21 protein-coding genes and 1 pseudogene are annotated in these 25,360 nt (G+C 72.8%); 11 read left to right on the forward strand and 11 right to left on the reverse strand.

Going from position 1 to position 25,360, the window contains the following annotated elements:
- Positions 1-7 precede the first annotated feature (7 nt).
- On the forward strand, positions 8-1,510 hold the full coding sequence (gene mmsA, locus ACIP4Y_RS01410; RefSeq protein WP_401386267.1) for a CoA-acylating methylmalonate-semialdehyde dehydrogenase: 1,503 nt from the start codon (positions 8-10) through the stop codon (positions 1,508-1,510).
- 54 nt (positions 1,511-1,564) lie between these two features.
- On the opposite strand, the gene ACIP4Y_RS01415 is transcribed toward mmsA, so the two are convergent.
- The gene (locus tag ACIP4Y_RS01415) at positions 1,565-2,392 is read right to left on the reverse strand and encodes a hypothetical protein (RefSeq protein ID WP_401386270.1); all 828 of its coding nucleotides are present in this window, start codon (positions 2,390-2,392) and stop codon (positions 1,565-1,567) included.
- Between the two features lie 433 nt (positions 2,393-2,825).
- On the opposite strand from ACIP4Y_RS01415, the gene ACIP4Y_RS01420 reads away from it, so the two are divergent.
- From ACIP4Y_RS01420 to ACIP4Y_RS01435, 4 genes and pseudogenes are all read left to right on the forward strand, one after another.
- Positions 2,826-4,217 (forward strand): APC family permease, encoded by a 1,392-nt coding sequence (locus tag ACIP4Y_RS01420; protein ID WP_358638460.1) that lies wholly within the window; start codon positions 2,826-2,828, stop codon positions 4,215-4,217.
- 151 nt (positions 4,218-4,368) lie between these two features.
- Positions 4,369-7,017 (forward strand): CocE/NonD family hydrolase, encoded by a 2,649-nt coding sequence (locus tag ACIP4Y_RS01425; protein ID WP_401386275.1) that lies wholly within the window; start codon positions 4,369-4,371, stop codon positions 7,015-7,017.
- Positions 7,014-7,868, forward strand: a complete 855-nt coding sequence (locus ACIP4Y_RS01430; protein WP_401386278.1) for an ABC transporter permease — start codon at positions 7,014-7,016, stop codon at positions 7,866-7,868. Before ACIP4Y_RS01425 ends, ACIP4Y_RS01430 begins: the two co-directional genes overlap by 4 nt.
- Positions 7,869-7,998: 130 nt before the next feature.
- A pseudogene (locus ACIP4Y_RS01435) lies at positions 7,999-8,460 on the forward strand (long-chain fatty acid--CoA ligase); the annotation flags it as partial.
- Between the two features lie 51 nt (positions 8,461-8,511).
- Here ACIP4Y_RS01435 and ACIP4Y_RS01440 read toward each other — a convergent pair.
- Positions 8,512-8,910 carry a rodlin gene (locus ACIP4Y_RS01440; RefSeq protein ID WP_358638466.1) on the reverse strand — a complete coding sequence of 133 codons (399 nt, stop codon included), beginning with the start codon at positions 8,908-8,910 and terminating at the stop codon, positions 8,512-8,514.
- 245 nt (positions 8,911-9,155) lie between these two features.
- Here ACIP4Y_RS01440 and ACIP4Y_RS01445 point away from each other — a divergent pair, with 245 nt between their 5' ends.
- The 4 genes from ACIP4Y_RS01445 (at position 9,156) to ACIP4Y_RS01460 (ending at position 12,625) form a co-directional block, all read left to right on the forward strand.
- Positions 9,156-9,554 (forward strand): rodlin, encoded by a 399-nt coding sequence (locus tag ACIP4Y_RS01445; protein WP_358638495.1) that lies wholly within the window; start codon positions 9,156-9,158, stop codon positions 9,552-9,554.
- Positions 9,555-9,788: 234 nt separating this feature from the next.
- The gene (locus ACIP4Y_RS01450) at positions 9,789-10,028 is read left to right on the forward strand and encodes a chaplin (protein WP_358638468.1); all 240 of its coding nucleotides are present in this window, start codon (positions 9,789-9,791) and stop codon (positions 10,026-10,028) included.
- 121 nt (positions 10,029-10,149) lie between these two features.
- Positions 10,150-10,914 (forward strand): chaplin family protein, encoded by a 765-nt coding sequence (locus ACIP4Y_RS01455; protein ID WP_401386283.1) that lies wholly within the window; start codon positions 10,150-10,152, stop codon positions 10,912-10,914.
- 355 nt (positions 10,915-11,269) lie between these two features.
- On the forward strand, positions 11,270-12,625 hold the full coding sequence (locus ACIP4Y_RS01460; protein WP_401386286.1) for a glycoside hydrolase family 26 protein: 1,356 nt from the start codon (positions 11,270-11,272) through the stop codon (positions 12,623-12,625).
- Here the strand turns inward: ACIP4Y_RS01460 and ACIP4Y_RS01465 are convergent.
- From ACIP4Y_RS01465 to ACIP4Y_RS01505, 9 genes are all read right to left on the reverse strand, one after another.
- The gene (locus ACIP4Y_RS01465) at positions 12,622-13,761 is read right to left on the reverse strand and encodes a GNAT family N-acetyltransferase (RefSeq protein WP_401386289.1); all 1,140 of its coding nucleotides are present in this window, start codon (positions 13,759-13,761) and stop codon (positions 12,622-12,624) included. The two genes, ACIP4Y_RS01460 and ACIP4Y_RS01465, sit on opposite strands and share 4 nt — an antisense overlap.
- The gene (locus ACIP4Y_RS01470; RefSeq protein ID WP_401386292.1) at positions 13,758-14,405 is read right to left on the reverse strand and encodes a lipopolysaccharide biosynthesis protein; all 648 of its coding nucleotides are present in this window, start codon (positions 14,403-14,405) and stop codon (positions 13,758-13,760) included. The genes ACIP4Y_RS01465 and ACIP4Y_RS01470 overlap by 4 nt, the downstream gene beginning before the upstream one ends.
- Entirely contained in the window at positions 14,402-15,559 is a 1,158-nt protein-coding gene (locus ACIP4Y_RS01475) for a glycosyltransferase (protein WP_401386295.1), read from the reverse strand. The genes ACIP4Y_RS01470 and ACIP4Y_RS01475 overlap by 4 nt, the downstream gene beginning before the upstream one ends.
- Positions 15,556-16,317 carry a polysaccharide deacetylase family protein gene (locus tag ACIP4Y_RS01480; protein WP_401386298.1) on the reverse strand — a complete coding sequence of 254 codons (762 nt, stop codon included), beginning with the start codon at positions 16,315-16,317 and terminating at the stop codon, positions 15,556-15,558. The genes ACIP4Y_RS01475 and ACIP4Y_RS01480 overlap by 4 nt, the downstream gene beginning before the upstream one ends.
- Positions 16,301-18,025: a murein biosynthesis integral membrane protein MurJ gene (gene murJ / locus ACIP4Y_RS01485; protein WP_401388607.1), complete on the reverse strand. Its 1,725-nt coding sequence runs from the start codon at positions 18,023-18,025 to the stop codon at positions 16,301-16,303. The genes ACIP4Y_RS01480 and murJ overlap by 17 nt, the downstream gene beginning before the upstream one ends.
- A gap of 337 nt (positions 18,026-18,362) precedes the next feature.
- On the reverse strand, positions 18,363-19,724 hold the full coding sequence (locus ACIP4Y_RS01490) for an O-antigen ligase family protein (RefSeq protein WP_401386301.1): 1,362 nt from the start codon (positions 19,722-19,724) through the stop codon (positions 18,363-18,365).
- A 3-nt stretch (positions 19,725-19,727) separates the two neighbouring features.
- Positions 19,728-21,149: an exopolysaccharide biosynthesis polyprenyl glycosylphosphotransferase gene (locus ACIP4Y_RS01495; protein WP_401386304.1), complete on the reverse strand. Its 1,422-nt coding sequence runs from the start codon at positions 21,147-21,149 to the stop codon at positions 19,728-19,730.
- Positions 21,146-22,339 carry a glycosyltransferase family 4 protein gene (locus tag ACIP4Y_RS01500; RefSeq protein ID WP_401386307.1) on the reverse strand — a complete coding sequence of 398 codons (1,194 nt, stop codon included), beginning with the start codon at positions 22,337-22,339 and terminating at the stop codon, positions 21,146-21,148. Before ACIP4Y_RS01500 ends, ACIP4Y_RS01495 begins: the two co-directional genes overlap by 4 nt.
- 55 nt (positions 22,340-22,394) lie before the next feature.
- Entirely contained in the window at positions 22,395-23,495 is a 1,101-nt protein-coding gene (locus ACIP4Y_RS01505) for a DUF3344 domain-containing protein (RefSeq protein WP_401386310.1), read from the reverse strand.
- Positions 23,496-23,709: 214 nt separating this feature from the next.
- Between ACIP4Y_RS01505 and ACIP4Y_RS01510 the strand changes: the two genes are divergently transcribed.
- Both ACIP4Y_RS01510 and ACIP4Y_RS01515 read left to right on the forward strand, forming a co-directional pair.
- A complete protein-coding gene (locus ACIP4Y_RS01510; protein WP_401386312.1) occupies positions 23,710-23,949 on the forward strand; it encodes a chaplin in 240 nt (79 codons plus the stop codon).
- Positions 23,950-24,118: 169 nt separating this feature from the next.
- Complete coding sequence (locus ACIP4Y_RS01515) at positions 24,119-25,243, forward strand: hypothetical protein (RefSeq protein WP_401386315.1); 1,125 nt, start codon at positions 24,119-24,121, stop codon at positions 25,241-25,243.
- Positions 25,244-25,360: the final 117 nt, after the last annotated feature.

Below are 25,360 nucleotides of genomic sequence, written 5' to 3' on the forward strand. Positions count from 1 at the left end.
TCTGGGCATGACGAAGATCGTCAACCACTGGATCGGCGGCAAGACCGTCGAAGGCGCGTCGGGCACGTACGGGCCGGTCACCGACCCGGCGACCGGCGCGGTCACCACGAAGGTCGCGTTCGCGTCGGTCGAGGAGGTGGACGCGGCCGTCGCGGCGGCCAAGGACGCCTATCTGACCTGGGGCCAGTCCTCGCTGGCGCAGCGCACGTCCATCCTGTTCAAGTTCCGGGCGCTGCTCGACGCGCACCGCGACGAGATCGCCGAGCTGATCACCGCCGAGCACGGAAAGGTGCACTCGGACGCGCTCGGCGAGGTCGCCCGCGGCCTGGAGATCGTGGACCTGGCCTGCGGGATCAACGTCCAGCTGAAGGGCGAGCTGTCCACGCAGGTCGCGAGCCGCGTGGACGTCTCCTCCATCCGTCAGCCGCTCGGTGTCGTCGCCGGCATCACGCCGTTCAACTTCCCGGCGATGGTCCCGATGTGGATGTTCCCGATCGCCATCGCCTGCGGCAACACCTTCGTGCTCAAGCCGAGCGAGAAGGACCCCTCGGCCGCGATCCGCCTCGCGGAGCTGCTCGCGGAGGCGGGCCTGCCCGACGGTGTCTTCAACGTCGTGCACGGCGACAAGGTGGCCGTCGACCGCCTGCTGGAGCACCCGGACGTCAAGGCCGTCTCCTTCGTCGGGTCGACGCCGATCGCCCGCTACATCCACACCACCGCCTCCGCCAACGGCAAGCGCGTACAGGCCCTCGGCGGCGCCAAGAACCACATGCTGGTGCTGCCGGACGCCGACCTGGACGCGGCGGCCGACGCGGCGGTGAGCGCGGCCTACGGCTCCGCGGGCGAGCGCTGCATGGCCATCTCGGCCGTCGTGGCGGTGGGTGCCATCGGCGACACGCTGGTGGAGAAGATCCGCGAGCGCGCCGAGAAGATCAAGATCGGTCCGGGCAACGACCCGGCGTCCGAGATGGGCCCGCTGATCACCAAGGCGCACCGGGACAAGGTGGCCTCCTACGTGGAGGGCGCCGCCGCCGAGGGCGCGGAGGTGGTGCTCGACGGCACCGGCTACACCGTCGAGGGCTTCGAGGACGGCCACTGGATCGGCATCTCGCTGCTGGACAAGGTGCCGACCAGCGCGAAGGCGTACCAGGACGAGATCTTCGGCCCGGTGCTGTGCGTGCTGCGCGCCGACACCTACGAGGAGGGCGTGGCGCTCATCAACGCCTCGCCGTTCGGCAACGGCACCGCGATCTTCACCCGGGACGGCGGCGCCGCCCGCCGCTTCCAGCTGGAGATCGAGGCCGGCATGGTCGGCGTGAACGTGCCGATCCCGGTGCCGGTGGGCTACCACTCCTTCGGCGGCTGGAAGGACTCGCTCTTCGGCGACCACCACATCTACGGCAACGACGGCACGCACTTCTACACCCGCGGCAAGGTCGTCACCACGCGCTGGCCCGACCCGGCAGACGCCCCGGCGGGCGTGGACCTGGGCTTCCCGCGCAACCACTGAGCCGGACGGCACGGTGCCCCGCCCTCCGCGCGAGAGGGCGGGGCACCGGCGCGTTCACCGCTGCTGCTGTTGCTTCTTGATCACTTCGGTGAGGTCGGCGGTCCGCGCGGCCGGCGGCGCCTTGACGGAGGCCGCCTTGCCGAACTTGTCGAAGTCCATGCTGACGGTCATGACGCCGAACTTCTCCTTCAGCCGCACCGGCAGGTCGTCGGAGCCGACCCACACGTCCATCACGATCGACCTGGTGCCGGTCGCCGCGCCCATGGGGCTGCCCTCGCCGTAGACGTCCTTGAACTTGCCCATGTGGGCGCTGTCGATCACACCGCGGTAGTGCGTGGTGCGCCGCCCGTTCACGGTCTGCGTGCCGAGGTCCTTGACGTCCTTGGCGTACTTCAGGCCCTTCATGGAGGCGGATGGGCTGCCGTTGTCACCGCTCAGGGCCTGGGCGCCCTTCTCCCCGAAGATCGCCGAACCGTCGACCCTGATCCAGTCCTTGCCCTGGTACGGGCCGGAGGGGAAGCGGTCGACGTCGTAGTAGTAGACGCCGTCGACGAACAGCACGTGCGTCGTGGGGGAGTGGTTCACGGCCTGCATGTTCGCGGCCTTGGTGTCCATCTCCACGTCGAAGGCGTATCCGTCGCCCCAGGAGTACGTGCCGTTCATGGCGATCGGGCCGCTGGTGCCGGTGTCGGTCGTCATCCGCACCTCGGCCGACCCCAGCGCCTCCGTCCGGTCCGTGGCCCGGGCCAGCGCCGCCATCGCCTGGTCGGCCTTGCCGACCGCCTTGACGGCCGTCTTCGCGCCCTCCGTGCCACAGCCGGAGGCCGCGACCAGCGCCGCTGTCGTCAGCGCCGCCCAGGCGCCGGTGTGCCGCATCGTCATGTCCCCACCCCAAAGCTGTCCGTCTGCTGTGCGGGGCGCACTCTATCGGCCACTACTGACATGGACGCGACTGGATAAGCCGTCCGGATACCGGACGGCTGACATTTTTTTGACGCGACGGCTGCGGTTCTCGTTCTGGGCGGACGAAACGGGTGACGAAGGGGTGGCCGATATATTTCCTTTGAAAGCAAGGTCACATTCGGCTCGGGCTTGATGGTTGCACCTACAGGGCATCACAGCCTGGGAAAGTGATGCGCCGTACCGGTTTCTTGAAGTGCGGAATCCGAAGGTAAACGGCCATTGACGCAGCGGTTTTCGTCGGGGTTCGCTATGCAGCGCCGGGAGCGGACGAGACGAACGTACGACGATCCGCCGGAGGCGATAGCGCTCCCGACCCCCACCCTCAGTCGCACGAGTCGATCGGAACCGCCGTATGACCGACACGCTCCAGAAGTCCGTGGCAGACACCTCTTCAGCCCCCGCGCCGGGGCTGAAGCGCTCCATCGGTGTCGTCGGCGGAACCCTGCTGACGCTGTCCTGCGTCACCCCCGCCTCCACGCTCTTCGTGGTCGTCCCCGATCTGTTCGGCTCTCTCGGCACCGCCACCGCCCTGACGATCGCCATCGGCTCCCTCCTCTGTATCGCCGTGGCGTTCTGCTACTCCGAGCTGGGCACCCTCATCCCCAGCGCGGGCGGCGAGTACGCCATGGTCTCCACGATGGCCGGACGGCTCGCGGGCTGGCTCGTCTTCGTGCTCTCCCTGCTGGTCGTGATGATCGTGCCCCCGGTGATCGCGATGGGCACGGCGGACTACCTCGCCCCCCTCGTCCACCTCGACCCGTCCATGACCGGCGCCGGAGTGATGCTGCTGGCCACCCTCGCCGGCCTGCTCGACCTGCGCGCCAACGCCTGGATCACCGGCATCTTCCTGGTCCTGGAGGTCGTCGCCGCCGGGGTCGTCGCCCTGCTGGGCTTCTCGCACAGCCACCGCGGGGCGGGCAGCCTGGTCTCGATGCAGGTGGCCGGCGCGCACGGCCACACGGACACGGTGACGGCCATGCTGGTGGTCTCCGGCCTCGCCATCGCCCTCTTCGTCACCCAGGGCTTCTCCACCGCCGTCTACCTCTCCGAGGAACTGGAGAACCCGCGCCGCAACGTCGCCCGCACGGTCCTCGCCACCCTCGCGATCTCCACCGTGGTCATCCTGGTGCCGGTCGCCGCGATCACCATGGGCGCCTCCGACCTGGAGGAACTGACCGGCGGCGACATCAGCTCCATGGTCACCGCCTGGTCCAACTCCGCGGTCGGCACCTTCGTCAGCCTCTGCGTGGCCCTCGCGATCATCAACGCGGGCATCGTCATGGTCATCCAGAACTCCCGCGTCCTGTTCGCCTCCGCCCGCGACAAGGCCTGGCCCGGCCCGGTCAACACCGTCTTCTCCAAGCTCGGCCGCTTCGGCTCCCCCTGGGTCGCCACCCTCGCGGTCGGCGTCCCCGGCGCGCTCCTCTGTTTCGTCAACCTGGACACCTTGTACGGCGTCACCGGCGTCTCGGTGACCGGCATGTACCTGCTGGTGGCGATCGCCGCCCTGCTCGGGCGCCGCGGCTCCCACCACCACACCCCCGCCTGGCGCATGCCGCTCTGGCCCGCCATGCCGGTCCTGCTCATCGCCGTCCTGGCCTACATCCTGACCCAGCAGGAGACCACGTATCTCCTGTGGACGGGCGGTATCACCGCCGCGGCCACCCTGTACTGGGCCCTGTACCTGCGCCCGCGCAAGGAGACCCACTGGCTGGTGTCGATCCCGGAGGACGCGCAGGTCTGACCCGTGCGCCCCGCAAGGGGCCGCACAGGGGCGGGGGGAGCCGCGTACCACGACCGCGGTACGACGGGGCGGCCCCGTACTCCCGGAGAAGGGGCGCCCCTTCACCCCGAGGTCTGCCGCGGTTGTCAGCCCCGCCCCGTACCGTTGACGCATGGATCTTCGACTGCCCGCCCTGCGGAGCCTTCGGCGGCCCCGTCGGCTCACCGCCGCCGCGGCCGCCGTCGTGGTGCTCGCCGGTGCCGGCACGTGGACGGCGGCCCTCGCCTCCGAGGACACGCGGACCGTGCGCGTCAGCGACCAGGTCATGGCGGTCGACGGGGTGCGCCTGGACACCTCGTACGTCACCCCGGCCGACGGCGGCCGCCACCCCGCCGTCCTGCTGGCGCACGGCTTCGGCGGCAGCAAGCAGGACATGCGCCGGCAGGCCGAGGACCTCGCCCGGGACGGGTACGCGGTGCTGACCTGGTCCGCGCGCGGCTTCGGCAGGTCCACCGGGAAGATCGGCCTGAACGACCCGAAGGGCGAGGTCGCCGACGTCTCCCGGCTCATCGACTGGCTGGCGAAGCGGCCCGAGGTCCAGCTCGACAAACCCGGCGACCCGCGCGTGGGCATGGCCGGCGGCTCCTACGGCGGCGCGATCTCCCTGCTCACCGCCGGGTACGACCACCGGGTCGACGCCATCGCCCCGGCCATCACCTACTGGAACCTCGCGGACGCCCTGTTCCCGAACGGCGTGTTCAAGAAGCTGTGGGCCGGCGTCTTCGTCAACACCGGCGGCGGCTGCGCCCGCTTCAAGCCCGCGCTGTGCCGGATGTACGAACGGGTCGCGGAGTCCGGCATCCCGGACCCGGCCGCCCGGAAGCTGCTGGAGGAGCGCTCGCCGTCCGCCGTCGGCGACCGCATCAAGGTGCCCACCCTGCTGGTGCAGGGGCAGACGGACTCCCTGTTCCCCCTCGGCCAGGCCGACGCGGCCGCGAAGGCCATCCGTGCGAACGGCGCCCCCGTTGACGTCGACTGGATCGCCGGCGGACACGACGGCGGCGACATGGAGACCAGCCGGGTCGAGGCGCGTGTGCGGGCCTGGTTCGACCGGTACCTCAAGGGCGACAAGGCCACCGACACCGGCCCCGCCTTCCGGATCACCCGCACCGGAGGCATCGACTCCACCGACGGCACCGCCCAGCTGCGCGGCGCGAGCGCCGCCGCCTATCCGGGCCTGCACGACCACCCGCGGGCCATCCCGCTCACCGGCGGCACCCAGCACATCGCCAACCCGGCCGGCGCCACCCCGCCCGGTGTCTCGGCCCTGCCCGGCCTCGGCGGCTCCGGCGGCCTCTCCCAGCTGTCCGCGCTCGGCGTCGGCGTCTCCCTGGACTTCCCCGGCCAGTACGCGAAGTTCGACTCGGCGCCGCTCACCCGCGACCTGCAGATCACCGGCGCCCCGACCGCCACCGTGCACATCGCCTCCACCCGCGACGACGCCGTCCTGTTCGGCAAGGTCTACGACGTCGGCCCCGACGGCACCCGGCAGGTGCTGCCCGCCCAGCTCGTCGCGCCCTTCCGGGTGACCGGCGCCAAGGCGGGCAAGGACGTCACCGTCACCCTCCCGGCGATCGACCACGAGGTGCAGAAGGGCCACCGGCTCCGCCTGGTCCTGGCCTCCACCGACCTGGGCTACGCCTCGCCGGCCGCCCCCGCCACCTACACCGTCTCCCTGAAGGGAGACCTGAGCGTGCCGACCGCCCCCGCCGTCAGCACCGCCGCCGCGCCCCTGCCCGCCTGGGTCTGGTGGCTGCCCGCGGCCGGCGCGGTCGCCGCCCTCGCCCTGCTGCTCACCGCCCGCCGCCGCACGGCCGCCCCGGCACCCGACCCGGAGCTGGCCGAGGTCCCGCTGGTGATCGAGGGCTTGAGCAAGCGGTACGCCGGTGCCACCGACCGGTACGCCGTCCGGGACCTCTCCTTCCGGGTGGAGAAGGGCCAGGTCCTCGGACTGCTCGGCCCGAACGGCGCGGGCAAGACCACCACCCTGCGCATGCTGATGGGCCTGATCCGGCCGGACGAGGGCGAGATTCGCGTCTTCGGCCACGCGGTCCGGCCGGGCGCGTCGGTGCTCTCCCGGGTCGGCGCCTTCGTGGAGGGCGCGGGTTTCCTGCCGCACCTGTCCGGCCGGGAGAACCTGGAGCTGTACTGGCGGGCCACCGGCCGCCCGCCCGAGGACGCCCACCTGGACGAGGCCCTGGAGATCGCCGGGCTCGGCGACGCGCTCGCCCGCGCGGTGCGCACGTACTCCCAGGGCATGCGCCAGCGCCTGGCCATCGCCCAGGCCATGCTCGGCCTGCCCGATCTGCTCATCCTGGACGAGCCCACCAACGGCCTGGACCCGCCCCAGATCCGCGAGATGCGCGAGGTGATGATCCGCTACGCGGCCGACGGCCGTACGGTGATCGTCTCCAGCCATCTGCTGGCCGAGGTGGAGCAGTCCTGCACCCACCTGGTCGTGATGGACCGCGGCCGGCTGGTGCAGGCCGGCCCGGTCCGGGAGATCGTCGGCTCCGGCGACACCCTGCTCGTCGGCACCGCCCTACCCGTGGAGGAACCGGTGGCCGAGAAGGTGGGCGCGCTGCCCGGCGTCGCCTCCGCGGTGCGCACCGACGACGGACTGCTGGTCCGGCTCGCACCCGGCGGCACGGCCGAACGGCTGGTCGTGGAGCTGGTGCGGCTGGAGGTGCCGGTTGCCTCGGTCGGCCCGCACCGCCGCCTGGAAGACGCCTTCCTCACCCTGATCGGAGGTTCCGCATGAGCACGCTCACCGAGGTCGCCTCCGGTTATCAGGCGGGGCGCACCCTGCCGCTGGGGGTCGAGCTGGTCCGCCAGCTCAAGCGGCGCCGCACCCTGGTCATGGGCGCGATCCTGGCCGTGCTGCCGTTCGTGCTGCTGATCGCCTTCGCGATCGGCGGCGACCCGGGCGGCCGGAACAGCCAGATCACGCTGATGGACACGGCCACCGCCTCCGGCGCCAACTTCGCCGCCGTGAACCTGTTCGTCTCGGCGGGCTTCCTGCTGGTGATCCCGGTCGCCCTGTTCTGCGGGGACACGGTCGCCTCGGAGGCGAGCTGGTCCTCGCTGCGCTATCTGCTGGCCGCGCCGGTGCCCCGGGCCCGGCTGCTGTGGTCCAAGCTCGTCGTGGCGCTCGGGATGAGCCTCGCCGCGATGGTGCTGCTGCCGCTGGTGGCGCTCATCGTCGGCACGGCCGCCTACGGCTGGGGTCCGCTGGAGATCCCCACCGGCGGCGCGCTGGACACCGGTACGGCGGCCCAGCGGCTCCTGGTGGCCGTGGCGTACATCTTCGTGTCCCAGCTGGTCACCGCGGCTCTGGCGTTCTGGCTGTCGACCAAGACGGACGCCCCGCTCGGCGCGGTCGGCGGCGCCGTCGGGCTGACCATCGTCGGCAACGTCCTGGACGCCGTCACCGCCCTCGGCCACTGGCGCGACTTCCTGCCCGCGCACTGGCAGTTCGCCTGGGCCGACGCCGTCCAGCCCCGCCCCGAGTGGTCCGGCATGATCCAGGGCGCGGCGATCTCCCTCACCTACTCCTTGGTGCTGTTCGCCCTGGCCTTCCGGGGCTTCGCCCGCAAGGACGTCGTCTCCTAGTCCCTGATCCCGTCCCCCCGCACCCCATTGACCTTTCTTACTTCCGAGTAAGTTGACTCACGGTAAGGGCCGCTGTCCGCACCCCCACCGGGAGCCGTCATGGGCGTACGCAGGGACCTGAAACGGGCCCGGCGGCGCAGACGACGACGGCTATCTCACCATCACCGGCCGGAAGAAGGACATCCTCGTCACCTCCGGCGGCAAGAACGTCTCGCCGGCCGTCCTGGAGGACCGGCTGCGCAGCCGCTCGCCCGTCGGCCAGTGCCTGGTCGTCGGCGACAACAGGCCCTTCGTCGCCGCCCTGATCACCCTCGACCCGGAGGCGGTCGCCCACTGGCTGTCGGTACGGAAGCTGCCGCCGGACACCCCGCCGGCCGAGCTGGTCCGCCAGGAGCGGCTGCGCGCCGAGGTGCAGAAGGCCGTCGACTACGCCCACGAGGCCGTCTCCCGTGCCGAGTCGATCCGCGCGTTCGCGCTGGTCGAGGGGGAGTTCACCGAGGAGAACGGGCTGCTGACCCCCTCGCTGAAGGTCCGGCGGCACGCGGTGACGGCCGCCTACGCGGAGCAGATCGAGGCGCTGTACCACTGCTGACACGCCGAAGCGGGCCGCCGGACCACTCGGCGACCCGCTTCGATCGCTGGGTCAGTTCTCGCCGTTCTGGGACAGGATCGACACGTCCTCCAACACGTGTGCCAGCGCACCGTCGCGCTTGACGTTGGACGAGTTCTCGGTGCACTGCTGCTGCATGTGGTCGGACAGGATCGGAACATCCTGGAGCGCGCCACCGATGGCCGCGTCGACGGAGGCCGGAAGGTCGTTCACCGCGATGCACGGCTTGTTGAAAGACCCCTGGATCAGGGCGATCTGCGGGCTCATGTAGCCGTAGGTGGCCGAGTTGCCATAGGTCTGCCATCCCGCGTTGCCGTTCGCGACGGTCGGCCCGCTGTCGTTCCCGATCGCCAGCGCCTGCGGTGCCGCGGCAGCGGAGGCGCCCATGGCCGAAGCAGCGACGGCCGCAGTGGCAACAATCTTCTTGATCACTGGCCAGTCCTTTCTGAGAAACCCCGTCCACCGGAGCGCTCTGGTCAACTCCGCGGCCTCTTCTTGGTTTCTGCCGTTCACCCTGTCGGCCGATGCGCTGGACTGGTGGTGTGTTTTTCCGATGGGCGCTATTCGTCACCTCTGGGCCGCTTGGGGCCCAACCGAGTGAATGGGCGGAACCATTCCTCATGCGCCTGGTTGATGAGGCCGTAGGGCATGCGTCGCTACGAGGAAAGGAACGCGAAGTGCTCAAGAAGGCAATGGTCGCCGCTGCGACCGCCGCTTCTGTCGTGGGAATGGCGGTGGCGGCCGCGCCGCAGGCGCTTGCCATCGGCAACGACGACGGACCGACCATCGCGAATGGAAACGGTGCCGTATCGTCGTTCGGCAACTCGGCGACGAAGGGCAACATGAGCCCGCAGCTCTCCCTGGTGCAGGGCTCGCTCAACAAGCCGTGCCTCGGTGTTCAGGACGTCGACGTCGCCGTCGACGCGGCCATCGGCGGCACTATCCAGGACATCCCGGTTCTCTCGGACCACGTGCAGCAGCAGTGCTCCGACAACTCCACGAACGCCAAGCGTGACGGCGCGCTCTCCCACATCCTGGAGGACGTGTCGGTCCTTTCGGCCAACGGCGAAAGCTGAGCCGATCTGTCGGCCCGGGTCGTCCGCTGCATCGTCTGCGGGCCGCCCGGGCATTTCCGCGGACGCGGGCGAGGAAAAACGCGTGAGGAAGGGGTGCGATCGAGTGATTGTCGCGCTTTCCGCGTTCTGCGGCTTCCCAATGCGTCTATCCCTCGTTCCGTGCCGCGACTGTTCACGTCGTGCTCACACGGTTCTGGCCGTCATTGGGGCATGACCCCAGAGAAGGGAACACCCATGAAGAAGACCGTTGCTGTCGTTACGGGCGCCATCCTGGCCCTCGGCATGGCCGGACCCGCCTTCGCCGACGCCGGTGCCGAGGGCGCTGCCGTCGGTTCTCCCGGTGTGCTGTCCGGCAATGTCATCCAGGTCCCCATCCACGTGCCGATCAACGTGTGCGGGAACACGGTGAACATCATCGCCCTGCTGAACCCGGCGTTCGGCAACGTCTGCGTCAACGGCAACGTCGGCAAGTGACTGAGGACGCGCACAACGCACCAGCCCCCGGCTGAACCTGGCCGGCCCCGGACCGTCGAACTTCGGTGTCGTCGTTCCGGGGCCGGCTTTTCCACTTCTCCGAGCAGGAAAGACCACGAGCATGCGACAGACTCTCAGCAAGGGCATGGTTGTGGCCGCGGCCGTGACCGGTGTGCTGTCCTTGTACGGCGGCTCCGCGCTCGCCGACTCCCAAGCGCAGGGTGCCGCGCAGTCTTCCCCCGGTGTGCGGTCCGAGAGCGTCGTCGAGACCCCTGCGAACGTCCCGGGCACTGCCGCCTCCCCCGGCGCGCAGGGGCACGACGACAGCGAGCCCCGAGTCGGCTACGGCGACTCCTCGGCCTCCCCGAGCGGCGGCCCGACCGATTCCGGCAACGGCGGTTCGAAGGACCCCGGGTACGGCGGTCCCGCGGTCTCCGGTGGTCACGGCGACCAACTCGGGCCGGACACCGACCACTCCGCGCCCCCTGCGAAGAGCGACGACACCACGCTGCCTCTCTATGGCGGCGAGGAGACCACTCCGCCTCCCTACGGTGGCGAGGAGACGACCCGTCCTCCCTATGGCGGCGAGGAGACGACCCGTCCTCCCTACGGCGGTGAGGAGACCACCCCGCCGGGCGGCGACCACAGCACGCCCCCCGGCGGCGGGCACACCACACCCCCGATCGGCGGTGGCGAGACCACGCCTCCGGGGACCGGTCACACGCCGCCGCCCAGCGGTGGCGGGGAGCGCCCCGAGCAGCCGCCCATGCTCCCGCACACCGGTGGGGACAGCCGGACCATGATGGCGACCTCGGCCGCCAGCGCCGTGCTGATCGCGGTCGGGGCGGTCCTGTACCGGCGAGGCCGGTCCGCCAGACGCCGTTAGCGCGCCGGGTGCCGGACCAAGCGCCCGGCACCCCGTCGCGACCGCCTCTCCAGCACCCGTCACACCCGGCTCTGCGTGGCCGGCGTCCCGCCGTGCCCGCTGCTTAACCGCTCGCCTTCTCGACATCGTCAGGCCGTGGGGACAAGCCGTCCGGTCGTCCGCCGCGTGCACAGCGCCGTGTACAGCGCCGTGTACTTCTCCGCCACGACGTCCCGCCCGTGTCGCATTCGCCCGTGCGAGGGCCAGGAGGCTGCGAATGCAGTATCCGCAGTGGCGCCATTCATATTTACATGACTGAGTGTCGGTAACCGGAAACGGCTGGACAGCGAATGGCGAGTGGGCGAAGGGAGCGGGCATGGCTCCGCAACAGCACAAGGCCCGGTCCGGGCGGCCGGCCGTCATCGCGGCGGCAGCCGTCGCGTCGGTCACCCTGGCGGTCGGCCCCGGCCTCACCGTGGGCCCGGGGGCGGCTCGGGCCGCCGCTCCGCCCGCTCCGGTCCCGACGACCGTGACGACCCCGACCGCCCCGGCCACTCCCACGGTTCCGCAAGCCCCGGCGGTCCCTTCGACCACACCCGCCCCGACGACTTCGGCGGTCCAGTCGGCCACCGCCGTCCCGCCGGTACCGCTGCCCGCCACGCCGTCGCAGACCCCGGCACCTCCCTCGTCCCACCGCACCCTTCCGCCCTTCGGTGCGTTTCTCGACTCCGGCGCCCTCGGAGTCGCGCGCATGGCCGAGATGAGCCAGTGGCTCGGCGGGACCGAACTGAAGGTCGCCCACACCTATCTGCCCGGCGGGCGCTGGCGCGACATCGAGGGCCCGCCCGGCTTCCTGGACGTGTGGGCGCGCTGGCGGCGCCAGAAGGCGGACCGGACGCTCGTCCTGAACGTGCCGATGCAGGAGCGCAACGAGGAGAACGTCCCGGACAGCCAGGTGCGGTGGCTGCTGCGACAGGCCGCGGCCGGCGCGTTCGACCATCACTTCAGGGCCCTGGCCGAGCGGTTGGTGGAGCTGAAGGTGCCGGACACGGTGCTCGTGCTCGGCTGGGAGATGAACGGCACCACCTACACCCACCGCTGCGGACCGGATCCTCAGGCCTGGAAGACGTACTGGAACAGGATCGTGGCCACCATGCGCTCCGTGCCGGGCCAGAGATTCCGGTTCGACTTCACGCCGAGCCGCGGCCGGGACGCGGTGCCGTGGACCGAGTGCTATCCCGGGGACGCCACGGTCGACATCATCGGCATGGATACCTACGACCAGCCGAGCGGACTGTCGTTCGACGAGCAGGTGAAGGAACCTTTCGGCCTCCAGCACCACGTGGATTTCGCCACATCGCACGGCAAACCCATTTCCTACCCGGAATGGGGACTCTTCCGCAACGGTGACAACACCGAGTACATGCGGCGTATGCTCGCCTGGATCGACGAGCACAAACCGCTGTACAACACGCTGACCGACTACTGCCCGCACGGCGTGTGGCAGTGCTCGGCCAACCCCCGTGCGGCGCGGATCTACCGGACCGCCCTGTACGGTCGCACCGAGCAGCCGGCCACGACGCCCACGCCCACGCCGACACCCACACCCACGCCGACGCCCACCGTGAAGCCCCCGGCCGGCTGCTCGCCGCTGGACCTGGGCGACTGGGTCGAGTACTGGCTCGGCGGGAAGCTCTGCATCCGCTTCGACTGGTGGTCGCGGAGCCGCTAGCCCTGGCCCCGCTCCCGCCACCGGAGAAGCACCTCCCTGCCCCGCTCCCGGGCGGTCGCGTCGCACAGCGCGGCCGTCAGCAGCGGGGCGGTGCGTCGCCGGGCCATGAGCAGCCGTCGGTTGACGACCCGTTCGGGCCGCCAGTGCCGCTTGTACGGCTCGTCGCCGCGCAGCAGGCTCAGCGTGCGGGGCGCGCCGCCGCCGGTGTGCTCGGTGCAGGCGTCCAGCAGCATCACCGCCACGTCCACCTTCCGCTGCCGCAGGTCCGGATGCGCGCCGTAGAGGTAGCCGCCCGCCAGGCTGCCCGAGACGAGGGTCAGGTCGACGGCCACCACCTCGTCGCCGATCCGGAACTCGGTGACCACCGCGTTCCCCGAGCGCACCATCGGGCCCACCGCGCGTACCAGATGCTCGCGGAACCGGGGCCGCAGATGTTCACCGGTCACCTTCCGGTCCTGCCATTGCAGCCGGTGCAGTTCCAGCAGCCGGCCGATCGCCGTGTCCACCTCCTCCGGGCCCACCGCCCGCCGCTGGACACCCAGCGCGGACAGCCTGCGCAGCTTCGCCCGCACCCGCTGGCCGGACTTGCCCGACGACAGCCGGGCGATCAGCTCGTCCATGGGTACGGCGGGCAGTTCGAGGCACAACGAGTCGCTCACCGTGCGGCGGGGCCCGCGCCAGCGGTCGTAGACCTGCTCCACCGCGCCGCCCGGGCGTACCTCGCGGAAGTCGATGAGCGCCGTGCCGGCCGCGTCCGTGAGCGCCTCGGTGAGCGCGCCGGCCGCCCGCCCGTTGTCGCCGTCGTCCAGCAGCACGTCGGCGTAGTCGGAGACCGTCCCGCCGAGCGGCACCAGCGCGGGGAGCGGACGCCGCACCAGCATCAGCGGCGCGGCGGCCACCAGTTCCCGCCCGGCGTGTACCACCAGCAGCCGAAGCCGCCCGGGCAGGCCGTACGACAGCCACCACGAGTGCAGCCAGGCGTGGCTCTGGAACGGCGTCGCGGTGGCGCATCGCGCGAAGAGCCGCCCCCAGGCGGGGGCGAGCGCGGCGAACCTCTCCTCGTCGGTGACGAGTTCGCTGATCAGTCCCGTGGCGCGGGCGGGACGCGCGGTGCCCGCCGGGTACGTGGGGATCACAGCTGGCTGTTCGCGTCGGCCGCGACGGCCGGACCGGGCACGGAGGCCGACCGCGCGCTCTCCTCCTCCACACGCCGCCTCGGCCGCACCAGCAGCGCGAGGGCACCGAGCAGCCCGCCCGCGCTCGCGCCGACCAGTCCGGTCACCGCGGCGGACGGCGAGGTGGGCGCGCTCGGCTTCACCGCACGGGAGAACTGCAGGAGCCCGACGTGGGTGTCGGCCTTGGCGGTGTCGGCGTGGCGGATGAGCGCGCGGGCGACCGCGTTGGCCATGTCGGCGGCCTGCTCCGGGCGGACGGAGGTGGCGGAGACGGCGATCATGGGGGCGTCCGGCGAGGTCGCGGTGCGCACACTGTCGCGCAGGGTGCGCACCGGAACCCTGGCCCACATCTGGGCGTCGCCGAGTACCGCCACCTGGGTGGCGACCCGGCCGTAGGCCTGTGCGAAGCCGAGCGCGGTGGCGGTGTCGGTCCGCTCGCCGGGGACGGCGACGACATAGCTGGTCGCCGTGTACTCCGGCGACTTCAGCACGCCGTACCCGCCGCCCAGCAGCCCGCCCGCCAGGACACCGGCCGCCACCAGCGACCAGGGCGGGAGCGCACGGAGAGGGGAGGTTCGGCGGTGCGGTTCGTGGTTCTCGGTCATGAAGGGCTGACTCCCTCGGGGGATGGGGACGGGGGGACCGTGCGGGTGAACGCCGCCGTGTAGACGTCCATGAGCCGGGCGGCGCTGCGGGTGATGCAGTAGTGGCGGGCCGCCTCGGAGGCGGTGCGCGGGCCGGGCCCGGCGGCGCGGACCTCGGCGAGCGCGCGGGCGTAGGCGCCGGCGTCGCACGGGACGCGCACCGCGTCCCGGGCGGCCCCGGGCGGCAGGTCCTCGAGGGCGGGGCAGGAGGTGTAGCGCACCGGCAGCCCGGCCGCCAGCGCCTCCACGACCGCGAGGCCGAACGCTTCCTCGGGGGAGGGCGAGGCCAGCACGTCCATCGCCGAGGCCAGCGCGGGCAGGTCGGGCCCGGACGAGCCGTCGGGCAGGTACGGCCGCTCCCCGGCGAACAGCACCCGGTCGGTGACCCCCGCCTCCCGCGCGGCCCGCCGCAGTGCGGGCTCCTGCGGACCGCCGCCGACCAGCAGCAGCCGGCAGTCGGCGGGGAGGCGGGCGAGGGCGTGGATCAGGACGTCGAAACGTTTGCCGGGGGCGAGCCGCCCGATGCCGCCGACGACGAACGCGTCGGCAGGCAGCCCGAGCCGGGCGCGGGTGTGCCGGCGGGCGTCCGCGTCGAAGGCGAACCGCGCCAGGTCGATGCCGTTGGGCACGACCGCGATGCGCGGCTCGGGCACCCCCCAGCGGGCGAGCCGGGCGGCGACCGTGGGGGAGACGGCGACGGTGGACCGTCCCAGCCGCTCGCCCAGCAGATACAGGGCGCGGACCCCCGCGGTGAGCGGCCGGCCCTCCATCTGCGAGTCGCCGAGGGAGTGTTCGGTGGCCACGACCGCGCGGACCCCGGCCAGCCGGGCGGCGAGCCGGCCGTACAGGCAGGCCCGGTACAGATGGGTGTGCACGAGGTCGTACCGGCCGCGCCGGATGTGCCGGACCAGCCGGGGCAGCGCGGCCAGATCGCGGTTCCCGGCCATCCCGAGGTGGGTCACCCGCACCCCGTCGGCCGCCAGCCCGTCGGCCACCGGCCCGGGGTTGGTCAGCGTCACCACCTCGCACGCGACCGGCAGGTGCCGCAACAGCAGCCGCAGTTGCTGCTCGGCACCGCCCACGCCGAGCCCGGTGATGATGTGCAGGGCCTTCACCGCAGCCCCTCGACGGGCCGCCGGCGCAGCCGGTGCAGCCGGTACTTCACGAACAGGCGTGCGGCGGTGTCGTTCTGCCCGATGTACACGCGGGGCAGGACGTACGGGCCGGTCAGCTCACCGGGGTCGATCGCGCAGGCGTAGGCGTAACCGGCTTCCTGCACGGCCTCCATGGCACGCCGGTCGACCGTGCCGTACGGATAGCAGAAACCGGTGACGGGAGCGCCGGTCAGCTCCTCCAGCGCCACCCGGCTCTCGGCGATCTCGGCCTTCAGCAGGCGGTCGTCGGCCTGGGTGAGGTCGACATGGGTGAGGCCGTGCGAGCCGATCTCCATGCCCGCGGCGGCGGCCCGGCGGATGCCGTCGCCCGTCAGCAGCGGTTTGCGCGGGCCGAGGGGGTCCCAGGCGTTGTCGCCGCCGAGCCGGCCGGGCAGCACGAACAGCGTGGCCGTGCACCCCCCGTCGTCCAGCAGCGGCAGGGCGTGGTCGAGAAAGTCGGCGTACCCGTCGTCGAAGGTGAGCGCCACCAGGTCCCGCCCCTCGCCCCGGGCCCGGGCGGCGAGCAGCTCGGTGACCGACACCCCGCGCAGCCCACGCCGGCGCAGCCAGCGCAGCTGCCGCTCCAGCCGGTCCGGGGTGACCGTGACGTGGTACGGGTCGTCGGAGCAGTCGCCGACCGAGTGGTACATGGCGATCCACGGGACCGGGCCCGGGGTGAGGCGCCGGGTGAGGGCCGGGGACTCAACGGAGGACGGCATGGGCGAGCTTTCGGGTGAGGGAGCGTACGGAACGGAGTGCGGGTGCGAAGCCCTGGGCGCCCAAGGCCCAGCCGAGGAGAACGAACACGACGGTCACCGTGGCGCCCCCGGCGGCGAGCCCGGCGAGCGGAGCCGACGGCACGCCGGCCACGAACCCGCCGGCCACGGTGGCCACCGCCGCCGCCCGCAGCGGCCGGCTCAGCTCGTGCAGCACCGGCCCGGTCCGGATGGGCACACTGCGGCGTCGCATCCCGGCGAGGAGCAGGGCCGCGGTGAGGGTGATGCCGGAGGCGTTGGCGGTCGCGATCCCGGTGACCCCCCAGGAACCGAGCGTCCAGGCGCCGATCCAGGAGGTCGCGACGATGCCCGCTGTCATCGCGGCCACCGGGTACCAGGTGGCGCGGCCCGCCGAGAAGTAGGAGCGGACCAGGACGCCGGTCAACGTCTGGCCGAGCAGGCCGAGTGCGTAGACCCGCATCACACCGGCGGTCGCCGCGGTGTCCTGCGCCGTGAACGCGCCCCGCTGGAAGAGCAGCCCGATCAGCTGCGGGGCGCAGGCCACGACCGCGGCCGTACCGAGCATCACCAGGCAGCCGGCCAGCGCCAGGTCCTGCTCCACCCGGTTGCGGGCCCGCTCGGTCTCGCCGTCGGCCAGCGCCCGCGCCACCACCGGGAAGGTGACCGTGCACAGCATCATCGACAGCGTCATCGGGATCTGCGCGACCTTCTGGGCGTAGTTCAGGTGCGAGATGGCCCCGGCCGGCAGCTCCGAGGCGAGGAACCGCTCGATCAGCACCTGTGACTGCCGGCACAGCGCGAACAGCAGCACGGTGGCCAGGAGTGGCACGTCCAACGGCTGCGCCCGGGCGGCGGCTCTGGCCTCCGTCCCGCTGATCCGGCGGCGGCGCAACTGCCGTACCAAGGACGGAAGCTGGACCACCACCATCAGGCAGCCGCCCGCCGCCACCCCGATCGCGGCCGACCGCACGCCCCACCGGCCGCCGAGCGCGTACATCGCCGTGATGATGCCGACGTTGTACGCCACGTAGATCGCCGCCGGTGCCAGGAAGCGGCGGTGCGCCCTGAGGGCCGCGCTGGCGTACCCGGCGAGGCCGAAGCTCAGCACACAGGTCGCCGTGAGCCGGGTGCAGTCCACGGCGAGGTCCGGGTCGGGCAGGCCTGGTGCGAGCGCCGCGACGAACTGTGGCGCGCCCAGCCCGAGCAGCGCCCCGACCGCCGTGAACCCCAGGGCCAGCCGGGGCAGGGTGCCGGCCACCAGCGACCGCACCGGATCGCCCGGGGCACCCCGCGCGCGGCGGGCCAGGGCCATGCTGAACGCCGGGATCAGCGCGAAGGCCAGCCCGTCCTCGATGAGCAGCGTGGCCGCGAACTCCGGCACGGTCCAGGCGACCAGGAAGGCGTCCGTGTCCCGCCCGGCCCCGAACAGCCGGGCCAGTGACTGGTCCCGCACCAGCCCGAGCAGCGCCGCCGCGATGGAGAGGGAGGCGGTGACGAGGGTGGCGTGAGCGAGGAAGCGCTGGGTGGGCGGGGCGGGTTCGGGGGCCGGCGGTTCGAGGGCCGGCGGTTCGAGGGCCGGGATGGGAGTGAGGTGCGGTGAGGTGGGGGCGTGGGTGAGAGGCGGCCGGACCGGAGCAGGGCCGGGGGGTGGTGGGGTGGGTGCGGGGGTGGGGTCGAGGAGCGGTGGCATGGGGGTCGGGGCGAGGGGCGTCTCGGTGGGGGCGGGGTGTGCCGGGGGGCGGGCCTGGCCCGCTGCAGTGGTGGCGGGTCTCTCCATGGGTGGTTCGGCCGACCGGGCCACCGGCAGAGCGATCCCGCCGGTCTCGGGCCTCGCGTCCACCGCCGGCCGGTGTGCCGTACCGAGCTGGGGCCTCGCGTCCACCGCCGGCCCGCAAGCCGTACCCGGCTGCGGCCCCGGTGCGCCACCGGTTCTGGGGCGTGTCATCTCGTCGGCCTTCGGTTTCGGCGGGGCAGCGGGCACGTCTGGTGGGGTGTCAGCTGTCGTCTGCGGCTTGGATGGGTGACCGTCATCGCAGGGCCGCCTCCCCCGTCACCCTGTTCCGCGGGGCGGGTACGGCGATGCTGTCACCGGGAACTGCCCGGTCGGCGCCGACCAGCGCCCACCAGGCGACCAGGCCGAAGCACACCGCCATCAGGACGGTCGTCGGGCCGCCGATGTCGGCGTATGCGAAGTCCACCAGCTGCCAGACCAGCAGGCCGCAGGCGACCAGCGCGCAGTCCAGGCCCCGGCCGCCGGCCGCGCGGGTCCGCCACAGGCCGCGCAGCGCGCACACCAGCAGGGCGAGCCAGGAGCCCGCGAGGCAGACCAGTCCGGTCAGGCCCTGTTCGCCGAGGACCAGCAGGTACATGTTGTGCGGTGAGAGCAGCGGCTGCCGGTGGTAGGCGGCACCCGCGCCCGCGATGTCGCTGCCCGAGGACAGCGCGAGCGAGGCGTGCCCGTCGCGGTGCTCGGGGAAGCCCTTCAGGCCGACGCCGGTCAGCGGGCGGTCGCGCCACATGTCGGTGGCCGCGGCCCACATCGTGTACCGGTCGGTGACCGACTGGTCGGGCGCGTCGGTGACCTGGGTGATGCTGTCGAGCCGCTCCTGGAGCATCGTCGTACCCACCCCGAACCCGCCCACCAGCACCACACCCGCGGCTACCACGGCCGCCCCCGCCTTGAGCGCCCGGCGCGGCCCGGCCAGGACCAGCTGGGCGGTAGCGGTGACCGCGGTCGCGATCCAGGCGCCCCGGCTGAAGGACAGGGCGAGCGGAACCGCAAGGGCGAGCGCGCAGCAGACGGCGAGTACCCGCTCCCGCCCCCTGGACCGGCCGAGCGCCAGGCCCACCGCGCACACCAGCCCGAAGGACACCACCGTCGCCATGCCCATCACGTCCGTCGCCCCGAAGGTGCCGACCGCGCGGATGTCCTGGCCCTGGTAGGAGGCACCGGTGCCGGTGACGTACTGGTGCACGCCGACCGCCCCCTGCCACCCCGCGAGGGCCACCAGCGACCAGGCCAGCAGCCGGAAGTCGGCCCGGCCGCGGACGAGGAGCACGACGGCGGCCGGAACGAGGACGAAGACCTGGAGGTAACGGCCGAGCCCGGCGATCCCGGCGCCCGGCGAGACCGCGTGCGCAGCGGCCAGCGCGAGACCGGCCACCGGCAGCCCGAGGACCAGCGCGGCGGTGGGGGTGAGCGGGCGGCGGCGCGCGCGCAGCAACAGTACCGAGCAGAAGACGACGACCAGTGCGGACAGCACGTCGGCGGTACCCGCACCGCCCTCGTCGGCGGGGGCGACCGGCAGCGCGAGCAGCGCGACCACGGCCACCACCGGCAGCACCGGGGACGGTCGTGCGGGCCGGTGGAACGGCGGGGTGAGGGCCATCCGTCAGCTCCCCGTGGATCGTACGAGCGCGGCGGCCGTGCGCAGCAGGATGCAGACGTCCTGCCACAGCGACCAGTTGTCGATGTAGGCGTTGTCGAAGCGGGCCCGGTCCTCGATCGAGGTGTCGCCGCGCAGCCCGTTGATCTGGGCGAGCCCGGTGATCCCGGTCTGCACCCGGTGGCGTGCCGCGTAGCCCGGGTAGGTCTGGCTGAACTGTGCGACGAAGTAGGGCCGTTCGGGTCGCGGACCGACCAGGCTCATGTCGCCCCGCACGACGTTCCACAGCTGGAGCAGCTCGTCCAGAGAGGTCTGCCGCAGGAACCGGCAGAAGGGGCTCATCTTCCGCTCACCGGCCACGCTCCACCGGGTGGCGGCCTCGTGCTCGTCGGTCGGACGGTGGGTGCGGAACTTCAGCAGGGTGAAGGGCCGGCCGTCCTTGCCGATGCGCTCCTGCCGGAACACCACCCCGGGCCCGTCGGTGAGCCGCAAGACCGCCGCGCACACCAGCAGCACCGGGCTGACCAGCAGCAGCAGCGTCCCGGACACCGCGAGGTCCAGCAGCCGCTTGGCCACGCTCGTCCGCCGCCGCGCGCCCAGGTCCAGGCGGCGCACGGCGAACCCGGCGAGCTGGTCGCGCATCTCGTACGCCGGGCTGTCCGCGTCCACCTCCCACAGCGCGCAGCCGGACTCGGCCAGGGCCCGCAGCAGTGGCCCCTTCTCGGTGCGCACGGCCGGGTGGACGGTGAGGGCGACCCGCACCCCGTTCTGGATGAGCGCCCGCTCCACCTCCTCGCCGGTGGTGAGCACCGGCAGCCCGTCGGCGCCGTCCGGGTGCTCCGCGACCACGCCCACCGGGCGCACTCCGCAGCCCGGTTGCCGGAGCAGCGCGGCGGCCACCCGCCGCGCGGTCCCCGCGGGCCCGATCACCAGGGCGGGACGCGGGTGGCGGCGCAGGGCGACCCGGCGCCGCCAGTGCACCGCGCCCCGGCCCGCACCGGCCGCCGCCGCGTGCAGCGCGCAGCCCAGCAGCAGGGTGGAGGCGGTCAGGACGTGCCCCGGGTCGTACGTGGCGAGCAGCGCGGCCAGGCCCAGCCAGACCACGGCGATCCGCCCGCACACCGCGGGCAGTTCGTCGAGCACGCCGGGCACCGGCCGTGCGGAGTGCGGGCGCAGCAGCAACGCGCCGGACACCAGCACGGCGACCGGCAGCGGCCGGCGGGTGGCCTCGTCCAGCGCGACCCCGCCCACCAGGGCGGCGAACAGGTCGGCGGCGAGCAGGGGCAGCGGCGAGGCGGGCCGCGCGGGCGGGCGCCGCAGCGGGAACCGGAAGCCGCCTGCCGCGCGGGCCGGCAGGACGGAGACGGGCGCGAATCCGTGGTCCCATGGCTGCGCGCCGGGGGAGGGGACGGTGCTTTCCGCAGTCACGAGTGGATGGACTCCCTGCACTCGGAGGGTACGAGCTGGGCTGTTCCGCTGGTCGCCGCCGGGTCGCCGCGGCCCGTGCCGGCGGTGCCGAGAAGGGCGCAGTAGAGGGCCGCGAACCGTTCGGCGGTGAGCCGCACGTCGTGCGTGGACAGGACGTGCCGACGGCCCTGGTCGCCGAGCGCCGCGCGCAGCGGCGGATCGGCCAGCAGCCCGGTGACCGCTCCGGCCAGTGCCACGGGATCCTCCGGCGGCACCAGGCAGTGCGCGGCGAGTGCGGGCGGCAGGCTTTCCCGGGCGCCGTCGACGTCGGTGAGCACGACGGGTGTCCCGCAGCCCAGTGCCTCCAGCGGGGCGAGCGCCATGCCCTCCCAGCGCGAGGGCAGCGCCACCAGGTCGGCGGCCCGGTACCAGGGCACGGGGTCGGCGACGGCGCCGGTGAAGTGCACGGAGGCGGGTGCCTGTCGCCGTAAGGCCTCGCGGTCGGGGCCGTCACCGACAAGCACGAGTCTCGCCCGTGGCAGCACGCCGAGGACCTCCTCCCAGGCCCGCAGCAGTACGTCTTGACCCTTCTGGCGGCAGAGGCGGCCCACGCACACGACGAGGGGGCGGTGCTCGTCGCCGGGTGCGGTGCCGATGGGCGTGGCCGGGGAGAAGCGGGCCGTGTCGATGCCGTTGGGGATGACCGTGTACGCCGCGCGCACCCCGGCGCGCAGTCCGGTCGCACGCTCCGCCTCGCTGACGCACACCACCCGGTCGGCCCAGCGCGCCCCCCACCGTTCCCAGTTCAGGGCGAGTGTCGCGGTGAGGCCGTCGACGGCCTCGAAGGACCAGGCGTGCGGTTGGAACACGGTCGGGACGCGTCCGCGCACGGCGAGCCGCGCGGCCAGGCCCGCCTTGGCGCTGTGTGCGTGCACCAGTTCGGGGCGTACCTCGTCGATCAGGCGTACGAGCCGCCGTACCTCGCCCGGCAGACCGGGCCCCGGGGACCGGCCGGCACGCCAATACCGGACGTCGGCGCCGAGTTCCCGCAGGCCGGCGGCCAGTGCGCCGCCGGGGCAGGCCGCCGTGACCCTCAGGCCCGCAGCGAGCTGAGCCCGTGCCAGGTCGAGCACGACCCGGGCGACGCCGCCGTCGACGGGCTGCGCGAGGTGCAGGACCCGGGGCCGAAGGTCGGGTGCTGACTGATGCATTCGCGGGTTACCTCGCTCACGGGGGCGCTCGGGACTGCGGTCGTGCACGCGCCTTTTACTTTCGGGCGTCCACGGCGGCGAAGAGCGCACCGGCCCATGCCGCGTCCGCGTGGGAAACGAGCCGGAAGCCCGGCTGGTCACCACCGCGCCGCAGAGCCCGGCCGAGATCGAACACGTCCGAGTCGTAGCCGAGCGTGTTGGCGTAGGCCGGAACCCGTCGGGCGGGTACGTCACCCGGTTCGCTGATCGTGGAGTTGAGTACGTCGTCCGGAGGATTGGCGGAGTCGCGCAGTGCGACGGGCGTACGCCGGGGGCCGACGGAGAGCGTGAGCGTCTCGCCCACGCTGCCACGGTCACCGTCGTACGCCACCAGACCGACGCGTCCGCCCGCCCCCGCCGGTACGCGCATCCCGGTGAGCCGGACGTCGACGGGGGTGTCCAGTGCCTCGAAACCGTCCCAGAGGGCCAGCTCGCGCAGCGGCTCCGCGGGGTTCTCGTACGCCACCACCAGGGTCCAGCCGCCCCACGCCCCGACCGCCGACCTGCCCGTGGCGGTGTTGACCTGCGCGACGGTGTACAGCCCCGAACCGCTCTGCCGTACCAGCCGGGTGACGTCGGCCGAGGCCTGGAAGGCGTCCGCGCCGCCTGCCACCCGGTGGCCCTCGACCGTGTCGGCGAGAACCTCCTTGTACGTGCCACCCGGTGCGGCGATCAGCACCCGCCCGTTGTCGCGCGGCGGCTTCTGCTCGCCTACGCGCAGATTGCCACCCCAGTACAGCCGGGCGTAGGTCACCCGGCCGCCCTCGGGGAGGCGGACCTCGGCCCGGGAGGAGTTGTAGGTGTGGGGGTCGTTGTCGACGTCGACGTAGAACATGTCGAAGTCGCCGTTCACCGCGGTCCGTCCCGCCCGTACCGCCGGGCAAGCGGGCGCCTCCGGCGCGCGGCAGCTGATGGAGGCGTTGGCCGCGCGGACGAAGCCGCCGTGCTGCACGGCGTGGTGGCGCGGAGCGAAGACCGGGTCCGTCGTGTCCTCGGGGGAGGGCGGCGTGCCGGTCCCGGCCGCAGCCGGGGCGGCGAGGGCCGGGAGGACGGCCAGGGTGGTGGAGGCGAGGGCGCCCGCCGTTGTACGCAGCAGCGGACCGAGGAACTTGCGCATGACCGGCGGTGCCCTTTCGCACGTACTGGAGAGATCCGCAACTCTAGTCGATATACCGACTAATACGGACAAAGTCGGCAAGTGTGTTGGAAAGGTGAAGGCGTCCCGGCCCCCTGTCACCCCATCGGCGGCACAACCCCCGGCGGCGCCGCGCGTTGACACTGCGCCGGGCATCCGCTCGGATGTTTGTGTCGACCCCAAGGAGCACCTCTCCATGTCGCGTATCGCGAAGGGCCTGGTACTGACCTCCGCCGCCGTCGCGGCCGTCGCCGGCGGCGCCGGCGTGGCCTCCGCCGACGCCGGTGCGGGCGCCGCCGCCGCCGAGTCGCCGGGCGTGGCGTCGGGCAACGTCATCCAGGTCCCGATCCACATCCCGATCAACCTGTGCGGCAACACCGTCAACGTCATCGCTCTGCTGAACCCCGCGTTCGGCAACGCCTGCGCCAACGACTGACGTCGGGACGCAACCCTTCGGCCGGCCGCCCGCCCCGCGACGATGTGCGGGGCGGGCGGCCGGTTTGCACTCCTCCGAACGGATCACGCACCGTATGCGAGCGGTTGCGCCGGGCGATCGGTGAACTGACGGTGGGCACAGGTCCCACTGTTCACCGAAAGGAACGCCCATGCGTGATCTGCCTGCCCGGCGTCTCGCGTCCACCGTCCTGTGCGCATCCGTTCTCGTCGGCATCACCGGCCCGGTCGCGGTCGCCACCGACGCGGTCCGGGAACACGACCGTGCCACCTCCCGCGCGCCTGTCCCGGCAGCGGAGAAGGAGAAACTGCTCGCGCAGGTCCGGGCCCTCGGCACCGCCGGTTCCGTCCTCGATCCGGTCGTCGAACTGCTCAACCAGTCGCTGGAGAAGGGCAAGCTCCCCGCCGACGAGGCCAGACGGCTGGGGGAGGCGGCGAAGCAGGCCATCCTCAAGGCCGCCACCGGCCCCAGGCCGGCCGCCCCGACGGCTCCGGCCCAGGCGACGACTCCGCGCCCGACGGCCCACTCCCAGTCGCCGGCGCCCACTCAGTCGGCAGCGTCCGTGCAGCCTGCGGCTGTGGTGACGCCCACGGCGGCCACTCCCACGACGCCGTCCAAGCCCGCGGCTCAGGCGACACCGACGGCATCCGCGACCCCTGCGGCATCGGCGAAGCCCACGGCTGCGGCGACGCCCACGGCACCCGCTTCTCCGGCGGCCACCGCCCGACCTGCCGCTCCTTCGGCGCCCGCGACTTCGACGGCGTCCGCGAAGCCTGCGACGGCGACGGCTCCCTCGTCTCCGACCGCCTCCGCCCGGCCCGCGTCACCCAGTGCAGCCAACACGCCCACGGCACCGGCGACTTCCCCGGTGAAGCCCGCGAATCCCGCCACCCCCACCACCCCCGCCACGCCGACCGCTCCGGCGTCCCCCGCCAGACCCGCGAGCCCGACCACGCCCGCGTCCCCGTCCGCCCCCGCTGTTTCCGCGGTCCCCGCCGTCCCGGCGGCCCTCACCGCGCGGGCTGCCATGCGGCACGCGGACATCGTCAGCCCGCCCTCGTCCCGTGACCTCGCCGATGACGCGCTCTCCGCCCTGGAGACCGCGGTCGACAATCTGGTGAAGGCGGTCACCGGACAGCTCGACCAGCTCCTGTCGTCCGCCACCGACGTCGTGTCCGGCCTGGTCGACCTGCTGGGGGTGACCCTCCTCGGCAAGGACATGCCCGCTCCCAGCATCGACTCCCTGCCCTCGCTGCCCACCCTCCCCGCGGAGTGAGCCGGCGGGCGACCAGCCGGGGCGTGTGGATCCCGGTGGATGCACGGCAATTTCATATGTCTTCTCGATGCGGAGTTTCCGGCCCGGTCGGACATCGTTAGGCACGGCGTCAGAAAT

This window comes from Streptomyces sp. NPDC088810 (assembly GCF_044750305.1).
GTDB lineage: Bacteria > Actinomycetota > Actinomycetes > Streptomycetales > Streptomycetaceae > Streptomyces.

Bases quoted from the DNA above. Each gene is read 5' to 3' on its own strand.
- ACIP4Y_RS01470 (WP_401386292.1), bottom strand. From the start codon at position 14,405: ATGACCGAGAACCACGAACCGCACCGCCGAACCTCCCCTCTCCGTGCG.
- murJ (WP_401388607.1), bottom strand. From the start codon at position 18,025: ATGCCACCGCTCCTCGACCCCACCCCCGCACCCACCCCACCACCCCCC.
- mmsA (WP_401386267.1), top strand. From the start codon at position 8: ATGACGAAGATCGTCAACCACTGGATCGGCGGCAAGACCGTCGAAGGC.
- ACIP4Y_RS01505 (WP_401386310.1), bottom strand. From the start codon at position 23,495: ATGCGCAAGTTCCTCGGTCCGCTGCTGCGTACAACGGCGGGCGCCCTC.
- ACIP4Y_RS01450 (WP_358638468.1), top strand. From the start codon at position 9,789: ATGAAGAAGACCGTTGCTGTCGTTACGGGCGCCATCCTGGCCCTCGGC.
- ACIP4Y_RS01430 (WP_401386278.1), top strand. From the start codon at position 7,014: ATGAGCACGCTCACCGAGGTCGCCTCCGGTTATCAGGCGGGGCGCACC.
- ACIP4Y_RS01420 (WP_358638460.1), top strand. From the start codon at position 2,826: ATGACCGACACGCTCCAGAAGTCCGTGGCAGACACCTCTTCAGCCCCC.
- ACIP4Y_RS01460 (WP_401386286.1), top strand. From the start codon at position 11,270: ATGGCTCCGCAACAGCACAAGGCCCGGTCCGGGCGGCCGGCCGTCATC.
- ACIP4Y_RS01490 (WP_401386301.1), bottom strand. From the start codon at position 19,724: ATGGCCCTCACCCCGCCGTTCCACCGGCCCGCACGACCGTCCCCGGTG.
- ACIP4Y_RS01455 (WP_401386283.1), top strand. From the start codon at position 10,150: ATGCGACAGACTCTCAGCAAGGGCATGGTTGTGGCCGCGGCCGTGACC.
- ACIP4Y_RS01415 (WP_401386270.1), bottom strand. From the start codon at position 2,392: ATGACGATGCGGCACACCGGCGCCTGGGCGGCGCTGACGACAGCGGCG.
- ACIP4Y_RS01515 (WP_401386315.1), top strand. From the start codon at position 24,119: ATGCGTGATCTGCCTGCCCGGCGTCTCGCGTCCACCGTCCTGTGCGCA.
- ACIP4Y_RS01425 (WP_401386275.1), top strand. From the start codon at position 4,369: ATGGATCTTCGACTGCCCGCCCTGCGGAGCCTTCGGCGGCCCCGTCGG.
- ACIP4Y_RS01480 (WP_401386298.1), bottom strand. From the start codon at position 16,317: ATGCCGTCCTCCGTTGAGTCCCCGGCCCTCACCCGGCGCCTCACCCCG.
- ACIP4Y_RS01510 (WP_401386312.1), top strand. From the start codon at position 23,710: ATGTCGCGTATCGCGAAGGGCCTGGTACTGACCTCCGCCGCCGTCGCG.
- ACIP4Y_RS01500 (WP_401386307.1), bottom strand. From the start codon at position 22,339: ATGCATCAGTCAGCACCCGACCTTCGGCCCCGGGTCCTGCACCTCGCG.